Source organism: Mesorhizobium sp. M0563 (assembly GCF_040321065.1).
In the GTDB taxonomy this organism is placed as follows: domain Bacteria; phylum Pseudomonadota; class Alphaproteobacteria; order Rhizobiales; family Rhizobiaceae; genus Mesorhizobium.
In genome coordinates, this window is the sequence record NZ_JAMYQV010000029.1 from 22859 (window position 1) to 42826 (window position 19968).

Annotated in this window: 14 protein-coding genes and 1 pseudogene; 4 read left to right on the forward strand and 11 right to left on the reverse strand. The window is 59.2% G+C overall.

Features of this window, described 5'->3' with window-relative positions:
• Positions 1–66 precede the first annotated feature (66 nt).
• The 4 genes from NKI50_RS27545 to NKI50_RS27560 all read right to left on the reverse strand — a co-directional run bounded on the left by NKI50_RS27545 (position 67) and on the right by NKI50_RS27560 (position 5294).
• Positions 67–1005 carry a hypothetical protein gene (locus NKI50_RS27545; RefSeq protein ID WP_352718205.1) on the reverse strand — a complete coding sequence of 313 codons (939 nt, stop codon included), beginning with the start codon at positions 1003–1005 and terminating at the stop codon, positions 67–69.
• Complete coding sequence (locus NKI50_RS27550) at positions 998–1642, reverse strand: TauD/TfdA family dioxygenase (protein WP_352718207.1); 645 nt, start codon at positions 1640–1642, stop codon at positions 998–1000. Before NKI50_RS27550 ends, NKI50_RS27545 begins: the two co-directional genes overlap by 8 nt.
• A 53-nt stretch (positions 1643–1695) precedes the next feature.
• Complete coding sequence (locus NKI50_RS27555) at positions 1696–4668, reverse strand: TrlF family AAA-like ATPase (RefSeq protein ID WP_352718262.1); 2973 nt, start codon at positions 4666–4668, stop codon at positions 1696–1698.
• Positions 4669–4730: 62 nt separating this feature from the next.
• Positions 4731–5294, reverse strand: coding sequence for a hypothetical protein (locus NKI50_RS27560; RefSeq protein WP_352718209.1), 564 nt, complete (start codon positions 5292–5294; stop codon positions 4731–4733).
• A gap of 403 nt (positions 5295–5697) precedes the next feature.
• Here NKI50_RS27560 and NKI50_RS27565 point away from each other — a divergent pair, with 403 nt between their 5' ends.
• The 4 genes from NKI50_RS27565 (at position 5698) to NKI50_RS27580 (ending at position 10814) form a co-directional block, all read left to right on the forward strand.
• Positions 5698–7071 (forward strand): site-specific integrase, encoded by a 1374-nt coding sequence (locus tag NKI50_RS27565; RefSeq protein WP_352718211.1) that lies wholly within the window; start codon positions 5698–5700, stop codon positions 7069–7071.
• A 26-nt stretch (positions 7072–7097) separates the two neighbouring features.
• Positions 7098–9362: a KAP family P-loop NTPase fold protein gene (locus NKI50_RS27570; protein WP_352718213.1), complete on the forward strand. Its 2265-nt coding sequence runs from the start codon at positions 7098–7100 to the stop codon at positions 9360–9362.
• A 114-nt stretch (positions 9363–9476) separates the two neighbouring features.
• On the forward strand, positions 9477–9872 hold the full coding sequence (locus NKI50_RS27575) for a hypothetical protein (RefSeq protein WP_352718215.1): 396 nt from the start codon (positions 9477–9479) through the stop codon (positions 9870–9872).
• Between the two features lie 462 nt (positions 9873–10334).
• Positions 10335–10814 carry a toll/interleukin-1 receptor domain-containing protein gene (locus NKI50_RS27580; protein WP_352718217.1) on the forward strand — a complete coding sequence of 160 codons (480 nt, stop codon included), beginning with the start codon at positions 10335–10337 and terminating at the stop codon, positions 10812–10814.
• A 33-nt stretch (positions 10815–10847) separates the two neighbouring features.
• Here the strand turns inward: NKI50_RS27580 and NKI50_RS27585 are convergent, their stop codons facing one another.
• From NKI50_RS27585 to NKI50_RS27615, 7 genes and pseudogenes are all read right to left on the reverse strand, one after another.
• Positions 10848–11117 (reverse strand): hypothetical protein, encoded by a 270-nt coding sequence (locus tag NKI50_RS27585; protein WP_352718219.1) that lies wholly within the window; start codon positions 11115–11117, stop codon positions 10848–10850.
• 847 nt (positions 11118–11964) lie between these two features.
• Positions 11965–13869 (reverse strand): hypothetical protein, encoded by a 1905-nt coding sequence (locus NKI50_RS27590; RefSeq protein ID WP_352718221.1) that lies wholly within the window; start codon positions 13867–13869, stop codon positions 11965–11967.
• A 172-nt stretch (positions 13870–14041) separates the two neighbouring features.
• Complete coding sequence (locus NKI50_RS27595) at positions 14042–14488, reverse strand: Ros/MucR family transcriptional regulator (RefSeq protein WP_352718223.1); 447 nt, start codon at positions 14486–14488, stop codon at positions 14042–14044.
• A 257-nt stretch (positions 14489–14745) separates the two neighbouring features.
• Positions 14746–14890 (reverse strand): annotated as a pseudogene (locus NKI50_RS27600) (IS5/IS1182 family transposase); the annotation flags it as partial.
• A gap of 31 nt (positions 14891–14921) precedes the next feature.
• Positions 14922–16031: a patatin-like phospholipase family protein gene (locus NKI50_RS27605; RefSeq protein WP_352718225.1), complete on the reverse strand. Its 1110-nt coding sequence runs from the start codon at positions 16029–16031 to the stop codon at positions 14922–14924.
• An 85-nt stretch (positions 16032–16116) separates the two neighbouring features.
• Positions 16117–17721 (reverse strand): ComEC/Rec2 family competence protein, encoded by a 1605-nt coding sequence (locus NKI50_RS27610; RefSeq protein ID WP_352718227.1) that lies wholly within the window; start codon positions 17719–17721, stop codon positions 16117–16119.
• A gap of 3 nt (positions 17722–17724) precedes the next feature.
• Positions 17725–19797: a gluzincin family metallopeptidase gene (locus tag NKI50_RS27615; protein WP_352718264.1), complete on the reverse strand. Its 2073-nt coding sequence runs from the start codon at positions 19795–19797 to the stop codon at positions 17725–17727.
• Positions 19798–19968: the final 171 nt, after the last annotated feature.

A 19968-nucleotide genomic window follows, 5' to 3' on the forward strand; every position in this document is an offset into this window, starting at 1 on the left:
ACCGAATCCCCCGATAAGGAAGAGTGTTGGTTGGACTCGGCGCAAGCGGAAACCTTCGTCAGCGCGTTAGTCATTGCCGTAGTCAGGCTCATGCTCCATCTCGCGCTCTTGCCGATCCTCGAAGATATAGTCCACACCTGCCGCTTCAATTTCGGCGCTACCCGTAAGCGCTAGATCGCACGTTGGGCAGCGGAATTCTTCGCCAACGAATTCGCGGTCAACGATCTCCCAGATGGCTCCCTCATCGTGCTCCTCGCTGATGTCTTCGCCGGTTTGCTCGCCAGTAATGAAGGCGCGGCACTTGCATGCCGGGCAGCTCTCCACCCAGATTTCATCGTAACTACCCTTGAAGAGTTCAGCCTGATGTCGCGGTTGTAGCAATACGGCCTCAGCCGCTAGGCGCTCCCGCTCTGCCTTCTTCAACGCCTCGAACTGTTCCCTGGCGGCCTCGACGCGAAGCTTGACTGCCGAATCAAGGGCTTGAGCAGCTTCATCAAGCAACTGACGCGGAGCCTTTGCATCGGCCGCACCCAACCATTGTTCCAACGAAGATCCCATCTGGTTAAGGATCGTGTCGCAAGCATGCCAATAGCGCGCCTCCCAGGCGTCAAGCCGCATGGTATGAAATGGGAGGTCGGCTGAGTGGAGCTCCGTGTTGCGACGCTCCGCGATCTCCTGGCAGAATTTTTGGATGGTCTTGTCGAACCTCGGAACGAGGTGCGCAAGGCGCTCAAACAAGGTTTTTGCCGCTATGGTCTTCACATCGGTCGTAACGTTGATGCCGGCGGCAACGAACATGGACTGCCAGTGGGTCGGATCCACAACGAGGCTCGGGTGCTTGCGCGCAAGCGCAGCTTTGCCAAGCAGCTCAAGTGCGAGCGAAGCCCAAAGCTGGTATTCGTCGAGTTCCCCGGCGCCTTTCCTGACCAGAGCGCGGCCGATGTAAACCTTCGACTTCGCATGTAGCGCGTCGCCGTTGATCGCGATGAAGACGTCGTCAGGCATCGATCAGAACCCTCGCTAGACGCCGGCCGGAGCCTTGGTCCGTCGGCCCGCGGCCGTGCAGAACGCGCCAGTTGTCGATAACTAAAATGTCCCCCTGGTGCCAATGATGGACTTCCGGGGTCCCCCTGGCCAACCGATGTTCCATAAGTCTCAGGGCTGCCTGTCCGCGCTCATCGACGGCTTCAAGGCAGCCGGGATCGTATCGGAGGAAGGCGCGATCGGGCGACAGAATGGTCGAGTAGAAAGAGCGCCGGCCGGTTCGCACCAGGATCGGAGCGCCTTCGAGGAGGTGAAGCTCATCCGGCGAAAAGCCGATGGTTCGCCAATCGAGGAGCATCGTCACCGCGCGGGGCAACCCGGGCTCGATGCACCCGAGAAGGAGATAGCGGCAGGGCCTTGGTCGGTGGCTCAGTTCTGTGTGGAACGGCAATGCGTTCAGGCCATAGCGCGCGCTCAAGGATCGAGGATGTGCATGATCGGCCATTTGGGGTCGGACGAACTCCTGCAGCGCGCCGCCTCGGCCAGCAGTGCGCCTGCCGAGAAGATCGCCCATACGGCCGATTTCGCTGACGATGGCTTCGGCCTCTACGACGCCTGCGACATGGCGGGCCCAACCGCATTCGGCCAGCGTGGCCAAGAGCGGCTGGGGAGCGGTGATAGCAGTGTCCTTTGTGACCATCGTTGCCCGACCTATCGATCAAGACGAACACGAAGCCGCCGTGCGCGCTCGCGGAACGCGGCCTCGCCACCCTCGAGGATGTCACACACGGCCTTGCGGATTGCGGCGTTTTCCAGCCCGCCCGCCACATAGCTGATCGGCGGAAGACCGCCCGACGGATGCGGGCCAGCTTCGGCTACGATGATCTGATCAGCGTCGGTGTTGATGACAAGATTGGCGTTATGCGTGACAATGATGACTTGGCGCTTCGATTTAGCGGCAATGAACAGCGCCACCAGCTCGTCAAATACGGACTTTGGATCGAGATTTTCCTCCGGCTGGTCGATGATCAACGGACGATCGTCAGAATCGTCGAGGGCGAGGTAGAGCAGCAAAAGAACGATGCCCCGCGTGCCTGGCGAGAGCTTCCGGATGTCGACGCCGTCATAGGAGATCTCGTACCGAACGGTGATGTGGTCGGTCCCAAAAAGCCAGTGCGCGAATTGCTTCGACCAGGTGCGGAACTCGGCTTGTTGCGTGGGCGCATAGGGCGCGTGCGAGAGAAGGTCATTGGCGTATTTTCCAATGAAGGCTGTCATCGCAGCCTGAACCGCCGCCGCCGAGCCCATCTCCCAAGCGGGCTTGAGTGCCTCCGTTGCGGCAATGATGAGTGAGCGGCGGCCGTAAAAGGGACCGGCCTTGCGTCTGTCGAGGAGTTCTTCCTCCGCTACCGAGCCCCATGCTTCTACATCAGCGATCCTGCGAACCGAGAAGCTGAGCTTGTTGAGGGTGCCTGATGCCGCTGCAAGCCTCGCCATCAGCGGCGCGTAGAGACCGGCTAGCGCGTTCTGTTCGTTAATGATCGCCTCGAAAACCCGTCCGTACGTATCATCGCGCTCGGTCTGAAGCTCCTTCCGGCGCCCTGCAGCCCCTTGCGCATCGGTGAGCCGGGTTTCGAGAGCCTGAAGCGCAGAACTCTCCTGCGTAATACGGCCGGTCAGTGCAGTGTATTGGTCCCGAACCAGCTTATCAGCGCTGAATAACGCCCCCAGGCGTGTCATTTCAGCGAGGATTGGGGCGAGCGTAAGTGCCGAGAGATCAGCATTGTCGGCGATCAGCGCGACGTTCGGATCGCCAGTCGGCGGCGGAACGCCGTTGAGCTTCCGAACCTCGCCATCCGCCCACGCGATGTAAGCCGTCAAGCTCTTGTCGACGTCACCCTTATAAATCAGCAGGAAATCGTCCCACTGCTTGGCGTCCAGGCCGCTGTTGGCGTGCCGTGCCTGAGCTTGGCGGAGCATTTCCGGTGCGCCAGTAGCGCGCACGCTCCGAGCCTCGTCTTGTAAAGCGACGAAGGCACGGCGCTGATTTCCCAAGGTTTGGATCTTGTTCCGCAGATTCTGAGCCACCCCGCTGAGCTGGGTGTGGCGGGCAACCTGCGCTTCAGTTCCTTTGACGACGAGCTTGGTGCGGTCGGTTGTGTAGTCCGCGATCTGTTTCTTTTTCTGCGCGACCTGCGTGGCCAGTGTGGCGACGAGGCTTTCCTTCTCCAGTTCGCCAGCGATGCGGTCAGAAACGTCCAAAATCGCGCCGGCTTCTCGACTGCGTGCCTGCTGGAACCGTGCAGTCTGCTGGTCGCGCAGATCGGCAAAGTCGGTAGCCCATTCACGATCGTCTTGTGAATGCGACTCGAATATCACGCGTTCGATCTCGTCCACGAGACCATCGGAGACACCCTTCGCCGAGCAAAGCTCTTCGACGAACTGCTGTGAGAGATAGCGGGCGCGAGGAAAGGACATATGGCCGTTGGCGTCGCTGCCATTGAGGGAGCGCGTGACCGTCGAGCCGCCGCCCCAGGTGAGTGTCGTCGTCGCCTTACCGATCAGCTTGCGGGCCCGTGCCAGGAAGGACGGGCTGATATTCTCGTCTGCATCCCAGCCAGAGGACGAGATTGCATCGCAACCTGCCGCAATGACGTCGGCCAACGCGGTCTTGCCCGATCCTCGCGCTCCAATAATGGCTACAAGACCGGGGTTGAGCGGGATATCAGGCGTGGTGGCCCAGTCCGTATTGTCGATCCTGACGTGCGAGATGACCTGCGACGGCATTGCCGACCGCGGCGGCTGCTCGCCGACATAGGCGCGGCCCTCCGGGTCGATGCAGGCCTGACGGAGCGAATCGAACTCCAGGGCGCCCTTGATCCATGAGAAGCGATTATCGACTGGCTGGCCCACTGAGCTCTGGTCGTGCGAGTCGCTCCCGTGAAGACAAGGCTTGCAGCCATCATATGCCGAGCGCAGCTGTTCGACGGTCACGCCCCGCTGGCCAAGCCAGAATTCCCTCTGGGCCGGGCTGCTCGAGAAGATGATATGGGCGAATTTCTCGATTTCCTGGCGTATGGTGGCGTCGGCGGCCTGCCGAAGACCAGACGTGCCGTCACCGGCGGCACCGGCGACGGCGATCAGTATGTTCTTCTTTGCCCATTCGCTTTCATGGATGACCTTGCGCAGTAGGTCGAAATTGACCTTGACCTGGGTCGCACCGTGCCGAAGAGCCGCGCCGTCATCGATGATTGTCGAGTCGGCGCGCTTTCCAAGCTTGATAAGCTCTTCGCGTGAGCAGTCGTAACGATCGTTGTGCGCGCCAAATTGCAGGCGCTTGAGGATACGCTTGACCTCATCGACATGGTGCGGATCTTCGGGGCTGACCAACAGATGGATGTTCACGAAGCCGGACTTTGCCGCCACATCGAGGCGCAACTCGATGTTCGGGAAGATCAGCTTTACACCGGGCAACCGGCCAGCAGCTTTGTGTTTGAGGAATTCCTCGTAGGTGTCGGTGACATAGTAGTCGGTAACGGCGATTGCCTCGATTTTGGGTGTCAGGCTTTCGAGCGTCGCCAGATAGAAATTCCAGGGATCCGTGGCTCCGAACTGGTTATTAAGAATGGTGCCAGGCGCATGAATGTGCGGCTCCCATCGATGCCATTCTGAACCGCGACTGATCGACGCTTCTGTTTTCTTGTCGTCGTCGCCTTGCACTGTACTTTACTCCTGCACACCGAATATTACTGAATGAAAAGGCCTTGAGCGTACGCAGTAAGGTCGCCATCGACCTCCCCACCTCGATACGCCACAACATCGGCCACCACGGCCTTTGCGCAGTCGATAATCAGATGCAAGCCAACTGTGTAGTCGTAGTCTCCAGCCATTGTGAGGCCGCGGAGCTTTTCCGCGTCAAGGTCCAGCCCCCTCCTGTTGCCCGCTTTTTTCACTTCCACGACCGCACAGTTGTAAAGAGTACGTCTGCGATGAACTATGATGTCGGGGAAGATCGTCATAGCCGACGTATCATCCGGAGATGTCTTGAATTCGTCCGGCCGAGGCAGGTTCTTCCCTTTGTCCCCTAGCCGGTTGTATTCGCAATCGGTATGCCATTGGTCGAAGTAAGGCGCGATGTGGACTGCCAGATGATGCGTCAAACTGCGCTCGTTGACACTAACTTCAAAGAGATCAGTTTCGCCGGCGAGAAATGCGTGAGTGGCCTTCGCAAGCCTGGCAATCGTTTCCTGTGGTTTAGGGAAATCCTTAGGACGATCAGGATCCGTCCAAATTTCAGGTTCTGCTGCCATTAGCTAAGCCTCCCAGCTCTCCGTCGTACACTATAGTGCCGTAATGACTGATTTCATTGTCTTCCGCCAGCCGTATTTGGCGTCGCCGTGGACAATATCGCCTTTTTACGTGCGCCCGCCACAACAACCGTAGCAATTGATTGTCAGAAAAGTCTGTTACATGAAAGTTACATGAAAGGAATTGATAGGATTGAAAGTCATGTAACCAATTGAATAACTTGGCGCACCCGACGCGATTCGAACGCATGACCCCTTCCTTCGGAGCGCCCCAAGTACGATAATCCGAGATTATCGAAATTAGTAATCATTTGTTTTTATGTCATTTTTGATGACTTGATGATCATCATTACTTCACTTTCCATGTAACATTTGCTATAAATCGGTTACATGGAAGTTACATGAAATGCCCCAATTATTTTTAACTGACGATCTAGTTTTTACCGCAAATTGCCCTTCTGGGAAAGGCCAGGAAATTTACTGGGATTATCCGGTTGGAATAGACGGCCGCATTCGCAACGACTCCGTTTCAGGGCTGGGACTCCGTGTGACTGCGCTCGGAAATAAAGCCTTCGTCCATGCCTACCAGTTCAATGGCAGGCGCTATCGAAAAGTGCTCGGGACAACCGTCGTTCTCACCGTATCCTCTGCCCGACTGGCGGTCGGCCAGCGGCAGCGCCGGCTGGAGGCCGGCGAAAATCCGGATTTCGACCGAACCGACCCCCGCCGCGCACACCTTCTGACGGTCCGTGAAGCGATTGACCGCTATTGGGAAAGCCATGTCAGCGGCCTTTCCCAAGGCTACCGCTACAACTTCGCGATTTTTGTGGCCCACTGGCTACGCCCAACGCCCAAGATCACCACCAAGCGCGGCCACAACAGCCGGCGGCGTTACAAGGATTTCGGAACGCTGTTTGCCGATCGACCGCTCTCCTCCGTCAAGCCACTCCATATCGAAGAATTCCAGAAGCAGTTTACCTCGCCATACGTGTTCAACAGCGCGCTGCGGCACGTCTTGGCGCTCTACAACTGGGCTATCCGCATGCAACTGGTGGACATGCGCAATCCGTGCACCCCCATCCGCGCGCGGAAGCAGATCCGCCGCCGCCGGGATTATTCCACCGAACAGATACGGCAGATCGCGGCCCACATCTTCTACCCGGTGTTTGAGGCCGTGCCTGAGATCGATCACCTCGAAGGCCACGCGAAGCGTAACATGGCTCTGGTCAAGGGACAGGTGGCAACCGGCAACGACCAGATGCAGGAGCTCTGCAATTTCATGGGCATCCTGTTCCTGACCATGGCTCGTCCCAGTGATTTAGCTAATGCAGAATTCGACCATTTCGATCTGGAGACGCTGGTCTGGCATAAGCACAACACCAAGGGCATCAAATTGTCGCGGTCGCTTTACGAGTATGCCTACCGTTCGGTGCCCATCCATTCCAGGGTTGCCGCGATGGTTCAGGCCCAACGTCTCCGCTGGCCCGAAAGCAAGTTGCTGTTCCCGTCACACACCGACGTCACCCTGCCCCGCGACAACTTCCGCAAGGGGCTGGACAGGTTCAAAGCCCTGCCGGGCGTCCCCGAGTATTTCCAGCTCTACGACCTCAAGCGGATCGCGATCTCGCTGATGTTGGCCGGCCAAGGGGTCTCCCATGAGGCCATATCCCACTACGTCGACCACAAGGGCAACCTTGAAACCACGATGATCTACGATCTTGGCTTGGTTGACCCCATGCGTCCGGTCACCGAACGGCTTGGCGTACTGCTTGGAATATAGCCACCCCTGACCAACACAGTGATCCTTTGACAGCAGATGAAATTAGGCTGAACGTCTTTAAAAATATCAGGATAGACTGCGTCATGGCATCTACAGAAAGTTATTCAGTTCGAGGTGACCGCGCCTTAGGCGTAGGCGACCAAGATAAACTTGGATTCCGCGAGGTGGCTAAGCGTATTGCCACATCCTTAGTCGACCGAGCATCCGAGGACGGCTTGGTTGTCGGCCTTGAAGGGGCTTGGGGCTCTGGAAAATCGAGCCTGCTGTTTTTGGTCGGCGATGAGCTCGGCAAACTACCTCCCGTGGCGAGACCAACAGTCATCCATTTTCGCCCTTGGCTGATCGGCAATCGGGACGCCCTAATCACCAGCCTGTTCGGCGAGCTCTCAGGCCAATTGGATCAAGTCGCCCTTATGGCAGGCGACGCTACGCCGATCTCAATCGCAAAAGCCAAAAGCGCTGGCAAAGCGCTTCGCAGCTTTATGGCCGGGCTGAGCAAGGCTGGAGGATTGCTTGAAGTAGCAGGCGACGTAGCCGGGCTTGGCGTGGTCAAGTATGCGGGAAAAGGCTTGAAAGCCGCTGGGGATATGACCGGGACCGAAGCTCCCCCTCAGTTGGCCGATCTCAAGGACCAGCTCGTCAAATCGTTGCGCGACCTTGGCCACCGCTTCGTAATCACTATTGATGACGTCGATCGACTGGAACCAGGGGAAATTATGGAGATCCTGCGCCTTGTAAGGTCCGTCATCGATCTGCCAAACGTAATCTACCTTCTCTGCTACGACAGCGAAGTGTTGGCACATAGCATCCAGGAAGCAGCCAGCGTCCAAGATGGCCGAGCTTTTCTTGAGAAGATCATTCAGCTGACAGTGATGGTGCCCAAGCCAGAAACCTTCCAATTGCGCCAGTGGTTCGCTGAAGCGCTGCAGCAAATAGGCACAGTCAAGGATGAGGACGAGCGAGAGCGGCTGCGGCAGGTAGTCGATAACGAAGGTGGCCGGCAATTGCGGACCCCGAGATCTGTGGTTCGAGCACTGGATTCAATTCGTTTTTTTTGGCCTCCTCTCCGAGAAATTGGCGCCGATTTGGCAGACCTCGTCTGGTTGCAGTTAATCAAAGACGGGAATCCAGCGCTGTATCGATGGATCGAAGAGTATTGCGGTACGGCGGCGTCGCTGTCGTTGGGGACGGCTCGGGTGGACGAGGCGGAGAAGATCCACCAATTGGCTTCGCTTGAGTCGGCAGCTGGCAAATCCACATTCGCCGACTATCTCTACCGGTATTCTTTCTCCACGCAGCTTGCTGGTGTTGAGCCGGGTTTCTCAAAAGATGGCCCAATATTTCAACTTTTCCAACAGGTTGGTGACCAAACACGAGACAAAGCGATCCAAAGGCGGCGCCTGTCGAGCCCGGACCACTACAGGCTTTACTTTGCGATGGCCTCCCCTTCCCACGCTCTAACGCAAAGCGATTTCAGTGCCATGTGGGATGCGCTGGCAGCTGGTCCCGATCAAACGGCAGCAGTGCTCTTGGCGTTCCAACGCCAAAATGCGGCCGGAACACTTACCAAGGCTGACTTGATGATCGAGCGCATCAAAGGTGGTGCCCACGAACTGCTAGACGAAAAGCAGTCCCGCAATCTGCTTATGGCGTTTGCAAACAGCATGGATGAGGCGTACCGGCTCCGCCCCTTTGACGGTTTTGCTTTCAATTCTCTATGGGACAGGACGCTTCCGCTCATAGGTTCGCTTTTGTCGCGGCTAAAGCCGACTCAACGCATCAACGCAACCCGTGACATGTTCGCGAAGGGTGCAGCTATAGGCTGGCTTACGTTTGTATTTCGGCGTGAGATCTTTGCCCATGGTCGGTATGGAAATCAGAGTCGCCACGACAGCGATTGGACGTTGGCAACGGAGCGCCAAATGGACGATGCAATCCGCATCATGCTGACACGATATCAGGCGATGAGCGCAAAACAAATTCTGGAATCCCCACGACCGCTTAGCCTTCTTTTCGCCTGGCAACAGGCTGGCGATAACGAAGGCCCCCGCCAGCTATTGCGCGCAAACATCAAATCGGATGAAGGGCTGCTACTGACCATTGACGGGCTGACCTCTCAGATCAGCAGCAGTGATCGGGGAATTTTTAATGTGCTGAAGAAACAGGACATTGAGCCATTTCTTGACTATGACGAGGTAACGCGGCGGGTAAAAGCGCTTCGATCAAAATCAAAGTTTAAAGAGGCTTCCATAAGAATCACGAAGCTTCTCGCCCAGGGGGAGCAGTACTGATTTCCTTTGACAGCGATCCTGCTACGCTTTGCGCTTGACGTCATTTTTGGACTGTGAGGCAATGAGTCGGCGGCGATCTCTGCCGCAAAAATTCCATCAAGGAAAGTAAGGCTCATGGAAGCCCTGCAAGCGCTGGTGCTGACCAGCACCCAGTTGCGCGACATGCTGACGGAAGCTGCCAGACAAGGCGCCGCGCTCGCCGTGGCAGAACTTCGCGCAGACCTTCACCAGGCACCGGAAGATGCAACATTGCAAAAGCTCCGCAGCTACCTGGCCGACCCCGCCTCGCTTCCCAATCCGGGTGACCACTGGGCAGACAGCGGGCTCATTCGCCGGATCCAGGCAACAGCCCGCGGTAAGCCAAAATCCACGGCATGGTTCATGAAGTTCCAGAGGGAGACCGGCCTGAACCAGTGTTTTTTCCGCCCGAGCCCCTATTACGGTCGGCGAAAAGAATGGTCTTTCGCCGATATCAGATCGGCCTGGAGCGCCTACTACCGCAAACAGTAGCAATCGACGGATACGTGGAGTTCGCTCCACTACTTACCCAACCAGGGATTCATTCCAGCCAACAATATCCATCATGTCAAATGGTCTGTATGGCCGCAAAATAGAAATGTCCTGTTTCTGCAAAGTAGCAATGTCGCCCTTGCCGTAGTGACTACAATGGGCTGGTTTCCCGCCCAACCACTTCTGAGCAGGTCATTTGATTAATCGGACGTGCATTATGCGATGGTACCTAGTATCATCGGCCACATGGCAAGATGCACAGCACCAGTATATGGCCATCGCACAGCGAGCGGTCGAGAGGACTGCCCCGCATGCGGTGGCCGCGGCGGCTACAGGTCGTACTCGTACCGGCCGTACTCTCCGTCCTACTCCTCGCCTGGGAGCAGCGGCGGCGGCGGGATTAGCAGCGGCGGGTCCAGCAGCAGCGCAAGGCCGAAATGGTCGCGGGCAGGTTCGTCCGTGGTGTACACGCCTGCTGAGGTGCGGGCACTCACGCCGATCCGCGAAACTGTCGAAAAGCGACCGCCCCTGCCTACCCGCCGGGACATCTTTCTTTGCCACGCCTGGGACGACCGGCAGGGGGCCGCCAAAGAGCTGCACGATCTGCTTGAGTTGCGTAATGTCACTGTCTGGTTCAGCGAGAAGGACGTTATCCTCGGCACGCCGCTGCTCCGCGAAATCGACAAGGGGCTGGCGAATTCGCGAGTCGGAATTGTTCTGGTAACCCCAGCGTTTTTGAACCGCATCCAGGACGCGGGCATCGCCGAAAAGGAGCTTTCGGCACTGTTGGCGCGTGACCAGCTTGTTCCCATCGTACACAACACGACGTACGAAGCTCTCCGCGATGTTAGCCCTCTGCTCGGCTCGCGAAGTGGCCTGAGCACTAAAGAAAATTCGATGGCAGACGTTGCGGCCAAGCTCGCCGAGCTGATCGCCCCCTAGTTGCTACCCGAACCTCGCCGGTCGGGGCGCCTGCTATTCATCCCTCCAGACGACCCGCCGCTCCCATCGGATCTCGACCAAGCGCCGGAAGCGGATGGTCTCCAGTTCCTGCCCCACAGGATGAAACAATTCTGCCCGCATGGATTCCTTGCGGCCGCATGTCTCGCAGCGGACCTTGGCCCGGACCTGATCAATGGTGACGTTGCCGATGACCTCCCGGAGTTCGAGCGGCTTGTAGAAGCGCCTGACGTTGCAGTGGCCGCAGCTCACGCGGGCCACCTGCCCGGCATTGTGGGCGTGCATCAAGGTCCATGGCGCGCCTCTTGGCCACTTTTCAGGCTGTTCCGGCATACGTGGAAATGAGGAACATTTTCCTCTCTCGTCAAGACCATCCTTGAATTTTTGTTCCTGTTTTGTTCATATTTGGCCGATGGTTAACAGGAGGCGAGCATGGAGCTTCGCTTGGGACATCGTGGGCGCATCGCCCGAGGAGACCGCTCGCGGGATCACCGCGGCAGAGACCGTTTGAACGCACCGGGATCACGGCGACGGACGCCGCATACGGTATAATCGCGCTGGACGGCTGGGCATCAAAGGATTTCCGGAGGGCTCCGCCCTTCGCGCCCGCAAGAGGGCCGAGCCTCGGCTTCGCCTGCGGCCGCACCCAACCCCTCTTGCAGTTGCTACCCCCGGACCTCGCCGGTCAGGCAGGGGTGCAGAGCCCCCTTTTCACCGAAGAAACATGCCGGACAGAAGGCGCCCGCCATGCGTCAATACCCAGTTCTGGGGATGGAAATCCTCGACCAAATCGGCAAGCTCACGGCCAAAGGAGTGACTGCCATGAGCGCCATCACCTACCAACTGGCCGAAAACAGCGACGGAGCCTGGCCATCGTGTTCGAGCCCGACGACCTGCATCTTTGCATTGCATTCGTCAGGCCGGGGACGGCCGCAGATCCCGCCGAAGGGATGACGCTCGACTTCCTGGCCCGGCGGCCGCAAGGTCCGGCTCACCGGCGAGCGGTCGGTAACTTGGTCGCATTGCTGGGCCGGATGCTCGGCCACGATGTCCCGATTCGGCCAACGGATGACATCAGGGCATGAGCTCGGTGTGATTCGTAAAATCGGATTTATGCGTAGGGCCTCCCCCGCTACGGCCGGCAGTAGTAAGGCCGCCCATTGACCATCTTCATGGAGCCGTAGGTGCCAGGACCGCAGGTGTTGGCGGGACTGTCCGCCAGTTGCAGGAGGGTAGTGGAGACGGTGCCGGAGACTTCCAGCGCCGTGGTGGGGGTGGCGGTGCCGATGCCCACAGATCCGGAAGAGTTGATACGCATGCGTTCAGAAGCCGCGGTGTTGAAACCGTTGGTATTAAAACGGATGCTGCCACCCGCAGCCGCTGCGAGCTCGAGATACTTCTGACCAACTCGCGAGTAGAGCATGGCAGTACTTTGGAGATAGGCGGTAGAATAGTCGGACGGGTAGGCGTAAATACCAAGCCCGGTAACGGATACCGCTGTCGTATTGCTGATCAGGAAGTCAGCTATCAGCCCAGTCGGAGAGAAAGAAATTATCCGTTGGGTGCCGGACACATCTAACGCGTTGCTAGTGGGTGTCAACCCAATACCCAGACTGTTGGCGAAATAGCCCCCAGTTCCCGAAATCGGTCCCGTCGTGCTCACCCCGCCCGCCACCCAGACACCGTTGTAGTAGTAGCCGGTGGTGACGCCCGCTTCGGTGATGGAGATGCTGTTGGAGTTGCCGTTGGCGATGACTTTGGCGGTGCCACTGATGATGCGGTCGGCAGTGGCGACAGTGGAGGAGGCGTCGGCAAGGTTGGCCCAGCCGCCGGTGCCGTAGCAGACCTGGAAAGTGCTGTTGGTGTAGCGGATGGCGCCGGAGCGGTTGGCGTCGCAGGCTTCACCGCTGTTGGCAATTTGTAGGGTGCCGGAGACAGCGAGCGTAGTAGAAGGTTTAGCTGAGCCGCCGACCTCAATACCATTGAGAGTAATATTCATCATGTAAGTGTCACCAGCCGTCGCGCTGGAAAGGCGTACCATTATAGAACCATTGATACCTTTCTGATGAATATAGCTTACGTTGGAGCGATTAAAGGAAAAGTCGTTGGGCCCCATGCTTGTTGCATATGCAGCATCTGTCGGACTTACCCAAATCGCCAAACTTTTGGTTCCTGAAACTGGGCCAGCTACTACCAAGGAGGTGCTAGGGGTTGCTGTGCCAATGCCGAGGCTGCTGCTGATGTAGCCGTTGGTACCGGATATGGTGCCGGTGGTGGAGACGCCGCCCGCAACCCAGATGCCGTTGTAGTAATAGCCGGTGGTGACGCCGGCTTCGGTGATGCTGATGCTGTTGGAGTTGCCGTTGGCTATTACTTGTGCGGTGCCGGAGGTGATGCGGTCGGCGGTGGTGGTGGTGCCGGAGGCATCGGTAAGATTGGCCCAGCCGCCGGTGCCGTAGCAGACCTGGAAGGTGGTGCCGCTGTAGCGGATGGCACCGGAGCGGTAGGTGTCGCAGGTGTTGGTGGTGGCCGAGCTATCCATGGCAAGGCGAATGCCGCCGTTGACGTGGAGGGTGGAGGAAGGATCGGCGGTGCGCAGGCCGGTGTTGCCGGAGATGTCTATGTTCAGGAATCGCCCGGTGCTTTGTGTACCGTGCTGAATGGAGAATTTGCCGTCGTAGTAGTTATAAACCCGCCAGTCATTGCCTGCGGTGCCGTCGGAAAGGTTTAAATAGGCGTAGCTGCCGCCTGCCTTGCGCACGCGCAGAATGGAATCGCCGATCGAATTCGCAATTTCCAGATTGGCGGCCGGGTTTGTGGTGCCGATGCCAACCCAGCCACTGGTGGCGCTGACATAGGGCGCATAGGTGGGGCAGCCGAGATCGCCGCGCGAGGCTTCGCCAACACAAACGCGACCATCGTTGACGCCCATGCTGGCAGAAACGTTGGCGACCTGGCCCCAATCCTGCGCCCGGACCACTGCCGAAGCGGCGGTCAATACCGCCACTATCAGCCACACGCGCAGTTGATTTAACACCGCGCAATCATACGAGTTTTCAGGCCGGGCGGCTACGGCAACCGCCTATTTCATGGGCGCTGGCGTGTCCATTCTGCCGCGCTTCTGCGATGACCGGCCGGAAAGTTGATCGAAATGCAGGTGTTTCTGCTCCTCGCTATAGCAATTGCGTGAATCGCGGAAGGTGGCTTGGCTAGGCCTTAGTTTTCCCCTTAGCCGCCTTCTTAACCGGCACACCTGGTTTCCGGCCCAACCCGATTGATTTCGCCAGTTCCGATCTTTGCGCGGCGTAGCTTGGCGCCACCATCGGATAGTCTCTGGCCAGTCCCCATTTTGACCGGTATTCGTCGGGCGTCATTCCAAGCAAGCCCAAGTGGCGTTTCATCGACTTGAACTTGCGACCGTTTTCCAGAGAAATAATATGATCGGGAAACACTGACTTTTTCGGATTGACCGCTGGTGTTTGAACAGGCGAGTCGACGACCGTCGGTTTTCCAAGCGCCGAGAGAGCAGAATTCACCGAAGAAATGAGGTCAGGCAATCCCGCAACCGGAACAGCATTATTCTGGACAAACGCGGCAACGATATCCGCAGTCAACTCCATCAATTCGGCGTGGCCGCGATCGGTTTCTTCAGTCAACGCGTTGAACTCCTTTTGTTGCCCTCCCTTTCGTATTGAGGAAAGTCTGATCGTGCAAGGAATTGAGCTCCCTATTTTGGGGTCAAGCAGCTCACGTGCTGCTCGCCCTCCAAATGCGGGGGTTGGCTCATGTCAAGCGCGGCGCGACGAACGCGCCTGTCTTCACGCGACTACGAGTTTCGAACGGCGCACGCGACGAGTTCCACCTCGCAGCAGATGCCCTCTCAAACTCGTGAAGGCGATCCCATGCCGGCGGGCAGACGGTCGAGTTTCAGGATGCGCTTGGGATGTGCGAACAGCATCTCGACCTTCTTCCGCTCGCAAGGTGGCGGCGACGTCGCGCGCCATGTCGCGTGCGCTCTCGTGGATTGATCGCAGAATCTTGCGGACCGGCGCCGGACAGATATTACGGGTCTTGAGATTCAACAGCCGATCAGCCAAGCGGATATTTCGGCAGCGGCAGGCTGGACGGCGGCGGTGCTTGCTTTGTCACGTAGCTGCGCATGGCAACGTCCATCATCAGCCAACCCCAGTTGATCAGGCGCCCCTGTTCCTTGTCCGAGAAAGGGTCAAGCCGTGTGCGCATGCGCGCCAGCTTGGTCGTGAACGCTAAATCAGGCTTCAGCGTCTGCGCGGCCGGATATTCGGCCGGGTTGCTGTCGATGCCGCTGTAGACGGCTAGGCGGTTTTCCGCCGCGCATTGCGCGAACAGCAGGCGCTTGCGCAGCGCGCGAGCCTGGTCGGTGGCGATGTCCAGCGCTCGCATGGCCTGCTGCGGCCAGAGCGTCGAGGCCGTCTCCTCAGTCCCGAAGGGCGCGCCGGCGTCGCTGACGATCACCGTGCTGAAATCGTTGATCGTCTCCAGCCCGAGATTGTCGTAGGCGCCGCCGTCGGTCAGCGACAGGGTGCGGGTGTAGGCGGGATCGCCATAGTGGATGGCGCCGTCCAGCTTCACCCAACTCTTCGGATCGACCTTGATGTCGACTGGCGACAGCACCGGCGGAAAGGCGCTGGACGCCGCGACGGCAACCGCTACCCGGACCTTGGGATTGCGGATTTCACCAATGGTGAAATCGGCAAGCCGCTTCTTCATCAGTCGCACCAGCCGGCCAGTTTGGAGGTTGGTCGCGTCAAACACAAATTGCGGGCTGTCCGGCAGATCCTGCAGCGTGATTTTCTTGAACATGTCGTCATAGGCGTCGGCGAGCACGTCACCTATCGACTTGCCCGGCAGCACGGCGCCCCAGCCAACGGCCATCGTGTCGATGGAGCGGCGGCAAAAGGAGCGCAATGGGGCGATCACCTCGGCATCGAGATTGGTCACGATGCCGTTTTCAACTTTCAGCCGGGGCCAAGCGGCGGCGAGCATGCCGCTGGTGATGGAGCCGCCGGAGACGCTGGAGAAGCGCGTGATTTTGGTGAGATAGCCAAGCTCGTTCAGCCGCATCAGCGCGCCGCAATGGTAGAGCGTCGCCCGGAAGCCGCCGCCCGAAAGCGCCAGCGCGGGACTGTTCCAGCTCTCCGGTTTCACCTTCTTCGCCATGCATTCCAGCTCCCCGTTATTGGTCAGGCTTCAACAGCCGTCGCATTGGCGTTCAGGGCGACGTATCGGCTGCCATTCGCAGGCCTCACTGCTGAATGCGGTAGTCGAAATACAGTTGATTCTCGGTCACCCGCTGTTCGAAGGTGGTCCAGTCGGCCTCGACAGCGTCGTCCGGCTTCATCGCGGCAAAGGCGGTGTCGGTCTGAAGCACGCGGCCGGAGGCTTTCTTCAAAAGTTCATCCTTGATCGCCTTCAGCGGATGATCCCAGCCCTTCTGAGTTTCCGCCCAAGCGCGCACCGCGGTGATCATAGCGGTAAACTCACCGGCGGCGTCGCCGGTCGCCATCCAAGACAGATTGGCCCATTCGTCGCTGATCTTGCCATTCAGCGTGGCGTTGTGGCTGCAATGGTGCCCGACCTTGTAGAGCACGGCACGCGACAGCAGGTCCTTCGTGGTTATGACGTCATCGCCGTCGCGCCAGTTCATCCGCCCCCATGACAGCCAGTTGCCGCGCTGCGCGTCGGCGGCGAACAGTAGAACCTTGCCGCCCTTGCCGAGCTCAAAGGCCAGCACCAGGCTGGCATTGTTGGTGGCGTCGTTCATGTCAAGCGCCAGCTGCTCGGCCGAATACAGCCACTCCTTGTCAATGCGCCGCCACTCGGGCGCAGAAGACGAGGTGGGGGGCTGCACACCAGCGCCAACGGGAGCGTCCTGGCCGTAGTTGGTGATGAAGAACGCGCCATGCTGCGGGTCGGCGAATGCCTTATCGGTGTCGAGCCGGTAGCGCTTGGCGAAGGGCGAGTCGCCGCCCGCCGCGCCACCGGCCACTGCCGCCGCCGCGAAATAGTTGCTAGACGAGGCCAGGCCCACCCCGTGAAATTCTTCACGGCCTTCCGGGTCGAGCTCTTCGAGCAAAGCCTCGTCCCGGGGCGGGCCGAGCGCAAAGACTCGCAGTGCCTTGGCGCGAGGGATGGCGATCACCTTCTCATGCGGCCTGAGATACTTTATCCCGCCCTCCTTGCGGGCGAGATCCTTGAACAGCTTCATCGACTGCTTGTTAGCAGAGTTTTCCAGACCGGCCGCGGCTGCTCCGAGCGCCTGTACTGCGTTGACAGCGTTGAACTGCTCGTCCTCACCGCCAAGTTCGAATTCGATCAGCCGGTCGATCTTCTCGGCGGCGTCGGGATCAGCCGCCGCAAGGCGGTTGCGGGCCGCCACAAGTCCGATCAGCTGATCCTTGAATTTTACGCGCAAAGCATTGGCGAGGTCGTCCTCTGGATTCTCTGTCCATGCGAACCAGGTTTCGCTGATGGAAATCCCTTCGAAATTCTTGGCGCTGATGCCGTTGACATGGTCCTGATGCTCGTGGGTGATCACCGCGACATCGATATGGCCACCGGTGGCGTCGCGGATGTTCTGGGTGATGTCCCTGGCCTTATTGGGGCCGATGACCACATTGCGAGCCTGTTCCTCCTTGAAATGCACCAGCTTCGACGAGCCGGGCTTGTAGCCGCAGTCGATCAGCACATAGACCGGCTTGTCGGGAGCATCGCCCTCGAAAGCAAGCAGGAAGCAATCGCCATGGCCGATGCGGTACATGCGCACGATGACCTCGCCCGGCTTGGGCAGGAGCCGCCCCGCAACCTCTCCAGCCGCCGCAGCCTTCTTCTTGGTTGTCTTCTTGGCCACGTGTCAGCCCTCCCCGTCGCGATGTAAAAGGGCAAAGGGCTCGCGCGCCTTGAGCAACTGGCGAGCGCTTTCGAAGGCGTTCGCAGGCTCCAGACCGCCGCCCAGATAGCTCCGGATGCGATCGAGTTCCCGGTTGTCGGCGATCGTGCCCGGTGTCTTGATGACCCGGCGTATCGAAAGGTCGGAGGGGTTGATGATGAGCGTGCAGCCGGCACGGTGACGGAAGTCGCCAGCCCCGGCGAATTTCGTGTTGCCGCTCCGGTCCATGCGCTTCTGCTCGGCCGCGTCGAAATAGCCACGACGGCGCTGCGTCACCTCGATCAGCAGATTGGTGTCCATCACGTCGCGAAAGCCCCGCCGCAGCGCCCAGCGCACGGAATGCACCTCCACCGCGACGCGGTTGGGGCTGGTTGCCGAGCGAAAGACGGTGGGCGGGGGATCATCTTCCTCCAGAACAAGGCCGAAGCTGCGGGCAAACTGCCGCCCGTCGCCTTCGATCAACCAGTTCCAGACGATGGCAGCATTGGTGTCGATCTCCGCCCAAGCCTCGTAGCGGTCGAGTTCGACGCTTGCCTGACCGAGCTTGCGGGTTGTGCGCGCGGACTGCCGCTTAGGGCTCTCCTGGTCCGGCCCGGCCGTCGATTCCTGGTCGTTGAGCAGCGATAGAATCGCCTGCGTTTCCGCACGCTGATAGTCCTCGACGGTGAGGTCGTCCATCGGCGCAGCCTGACCGGGCACTGCGGCCGGCGCACTGTCACGCTCCGGCATTTCGGCGAAGGCCGTCTCGCCGGTCGGCCAGAACAACGTATCGACCGATGTGCTGCGCGCACCATGGGCGTGAATGCCCCACTGCCGGAAGCTTTCCACGAAGGCTAGGCGGTAGCCGGAGGAATCGTCGGGATTGAGATCGTAGTCGGCGGTAATCACGCCACGCAGATAATCGCTGAACGTTATCCCCACCGGCGGACAATAGTCGATGCCGCGGATGCACATCTGCAGCACGTAGCTCGCCGTGCGCGCGGCCTCGTCGGCCAGCCGCCGCGTCAGGTCCGGGTGAATATCGCCCTCCCGAAGCACGCCGGTACCCTCGGTGGCGATGCGGTAAAGGTCCACCGTGCGGCTGCGATAGACCTTGAGAAAGGCGCCGAACACCGCTGCGACAAGAATGGCGCCGCGCGCGTGCGGCTCGGCGGTGCGCTCGAGGATACGAACATCGGGCTCCTTGGCCTTCCATTTGCCGGTCTTGGGATCGATGTCCCCGAGCGCGTCGCGCAGCGCATTGCCGCGCCCGCTGGCACGGCCGAACTGCTGCGCCAACTGGCCGAGCAGGTTCTCGTTGGCGAGGTTGCCGCGGGTGCGCGAAATCTGATCGCGCAGCACTCCAGGGTAGGAAAAGTGCTGGAAAAGCGCAACGATGTCGGCAAAGGCCTCGTGAAAGGCCAGGACGTCCTGATTGACCGGGTCGTTGAAGCGTGGATGCACGCCGTCTAGCAGCGCGTGCGTGGTCTCGTGGGCGATGATGTCGTGCGACAGGCAGGTGAAAACCAGCGTGCCTGGCGTGTTGTTCGCGTCCTTGATACCGACCGGAAAATAGCCGAACAGCAGCGCCTTCTTTTCCGGGCTGTAGAAGGCATTGCGGTCGCGCAAGGCGTGCGGGTAGATGCGCAGCCGGCGTACGAAACTTTCTTCAGGGCTGCCCTTGTCGTGGTGCGACGACCAAAGGGCTACACGCCCCAGCGCCCGCTCGAAATGCACGATCGTGGCCATAGCGACGGCGTAGACCATCTGCTGATGGAATTGCGGGTTGGTCTCCGACGGGGGCAAGCCCTGCTGCGCAAGCACGCGCGGATCGTTGAGGTCCAACGGACGGTAGAAAGCACCGCTCGCCGGATCGGCATCGATGACCTCGATGTAATCGCCAACCGGTCCGGGCTCGAGATTGCGCTCCCAGGGCACGTCGATCGTCATCTCGCTGATGCCGGCCATATCGAATTGTGCCGCCACACTGGGGTCGAAGGCGAAGACGCGCAGCTTGCGCGAGAGCGGTTCAGGGATGAGATTGCTGCTCGCCGTCATGCTTGCCACTCTCGTCTCCTCAAGAAATGCCCACACGTCAAATGGGATTCAGGCTAGTCCAGTCTAAACCCAATGTGGCATCGCCCTTCAGCCCGATTACCCGATCCTAGGTGAATTCGGCCGCTTTTTACACCGTGAGGGGTCCAGGCGTAGGATGGTCCGTGCAAACGG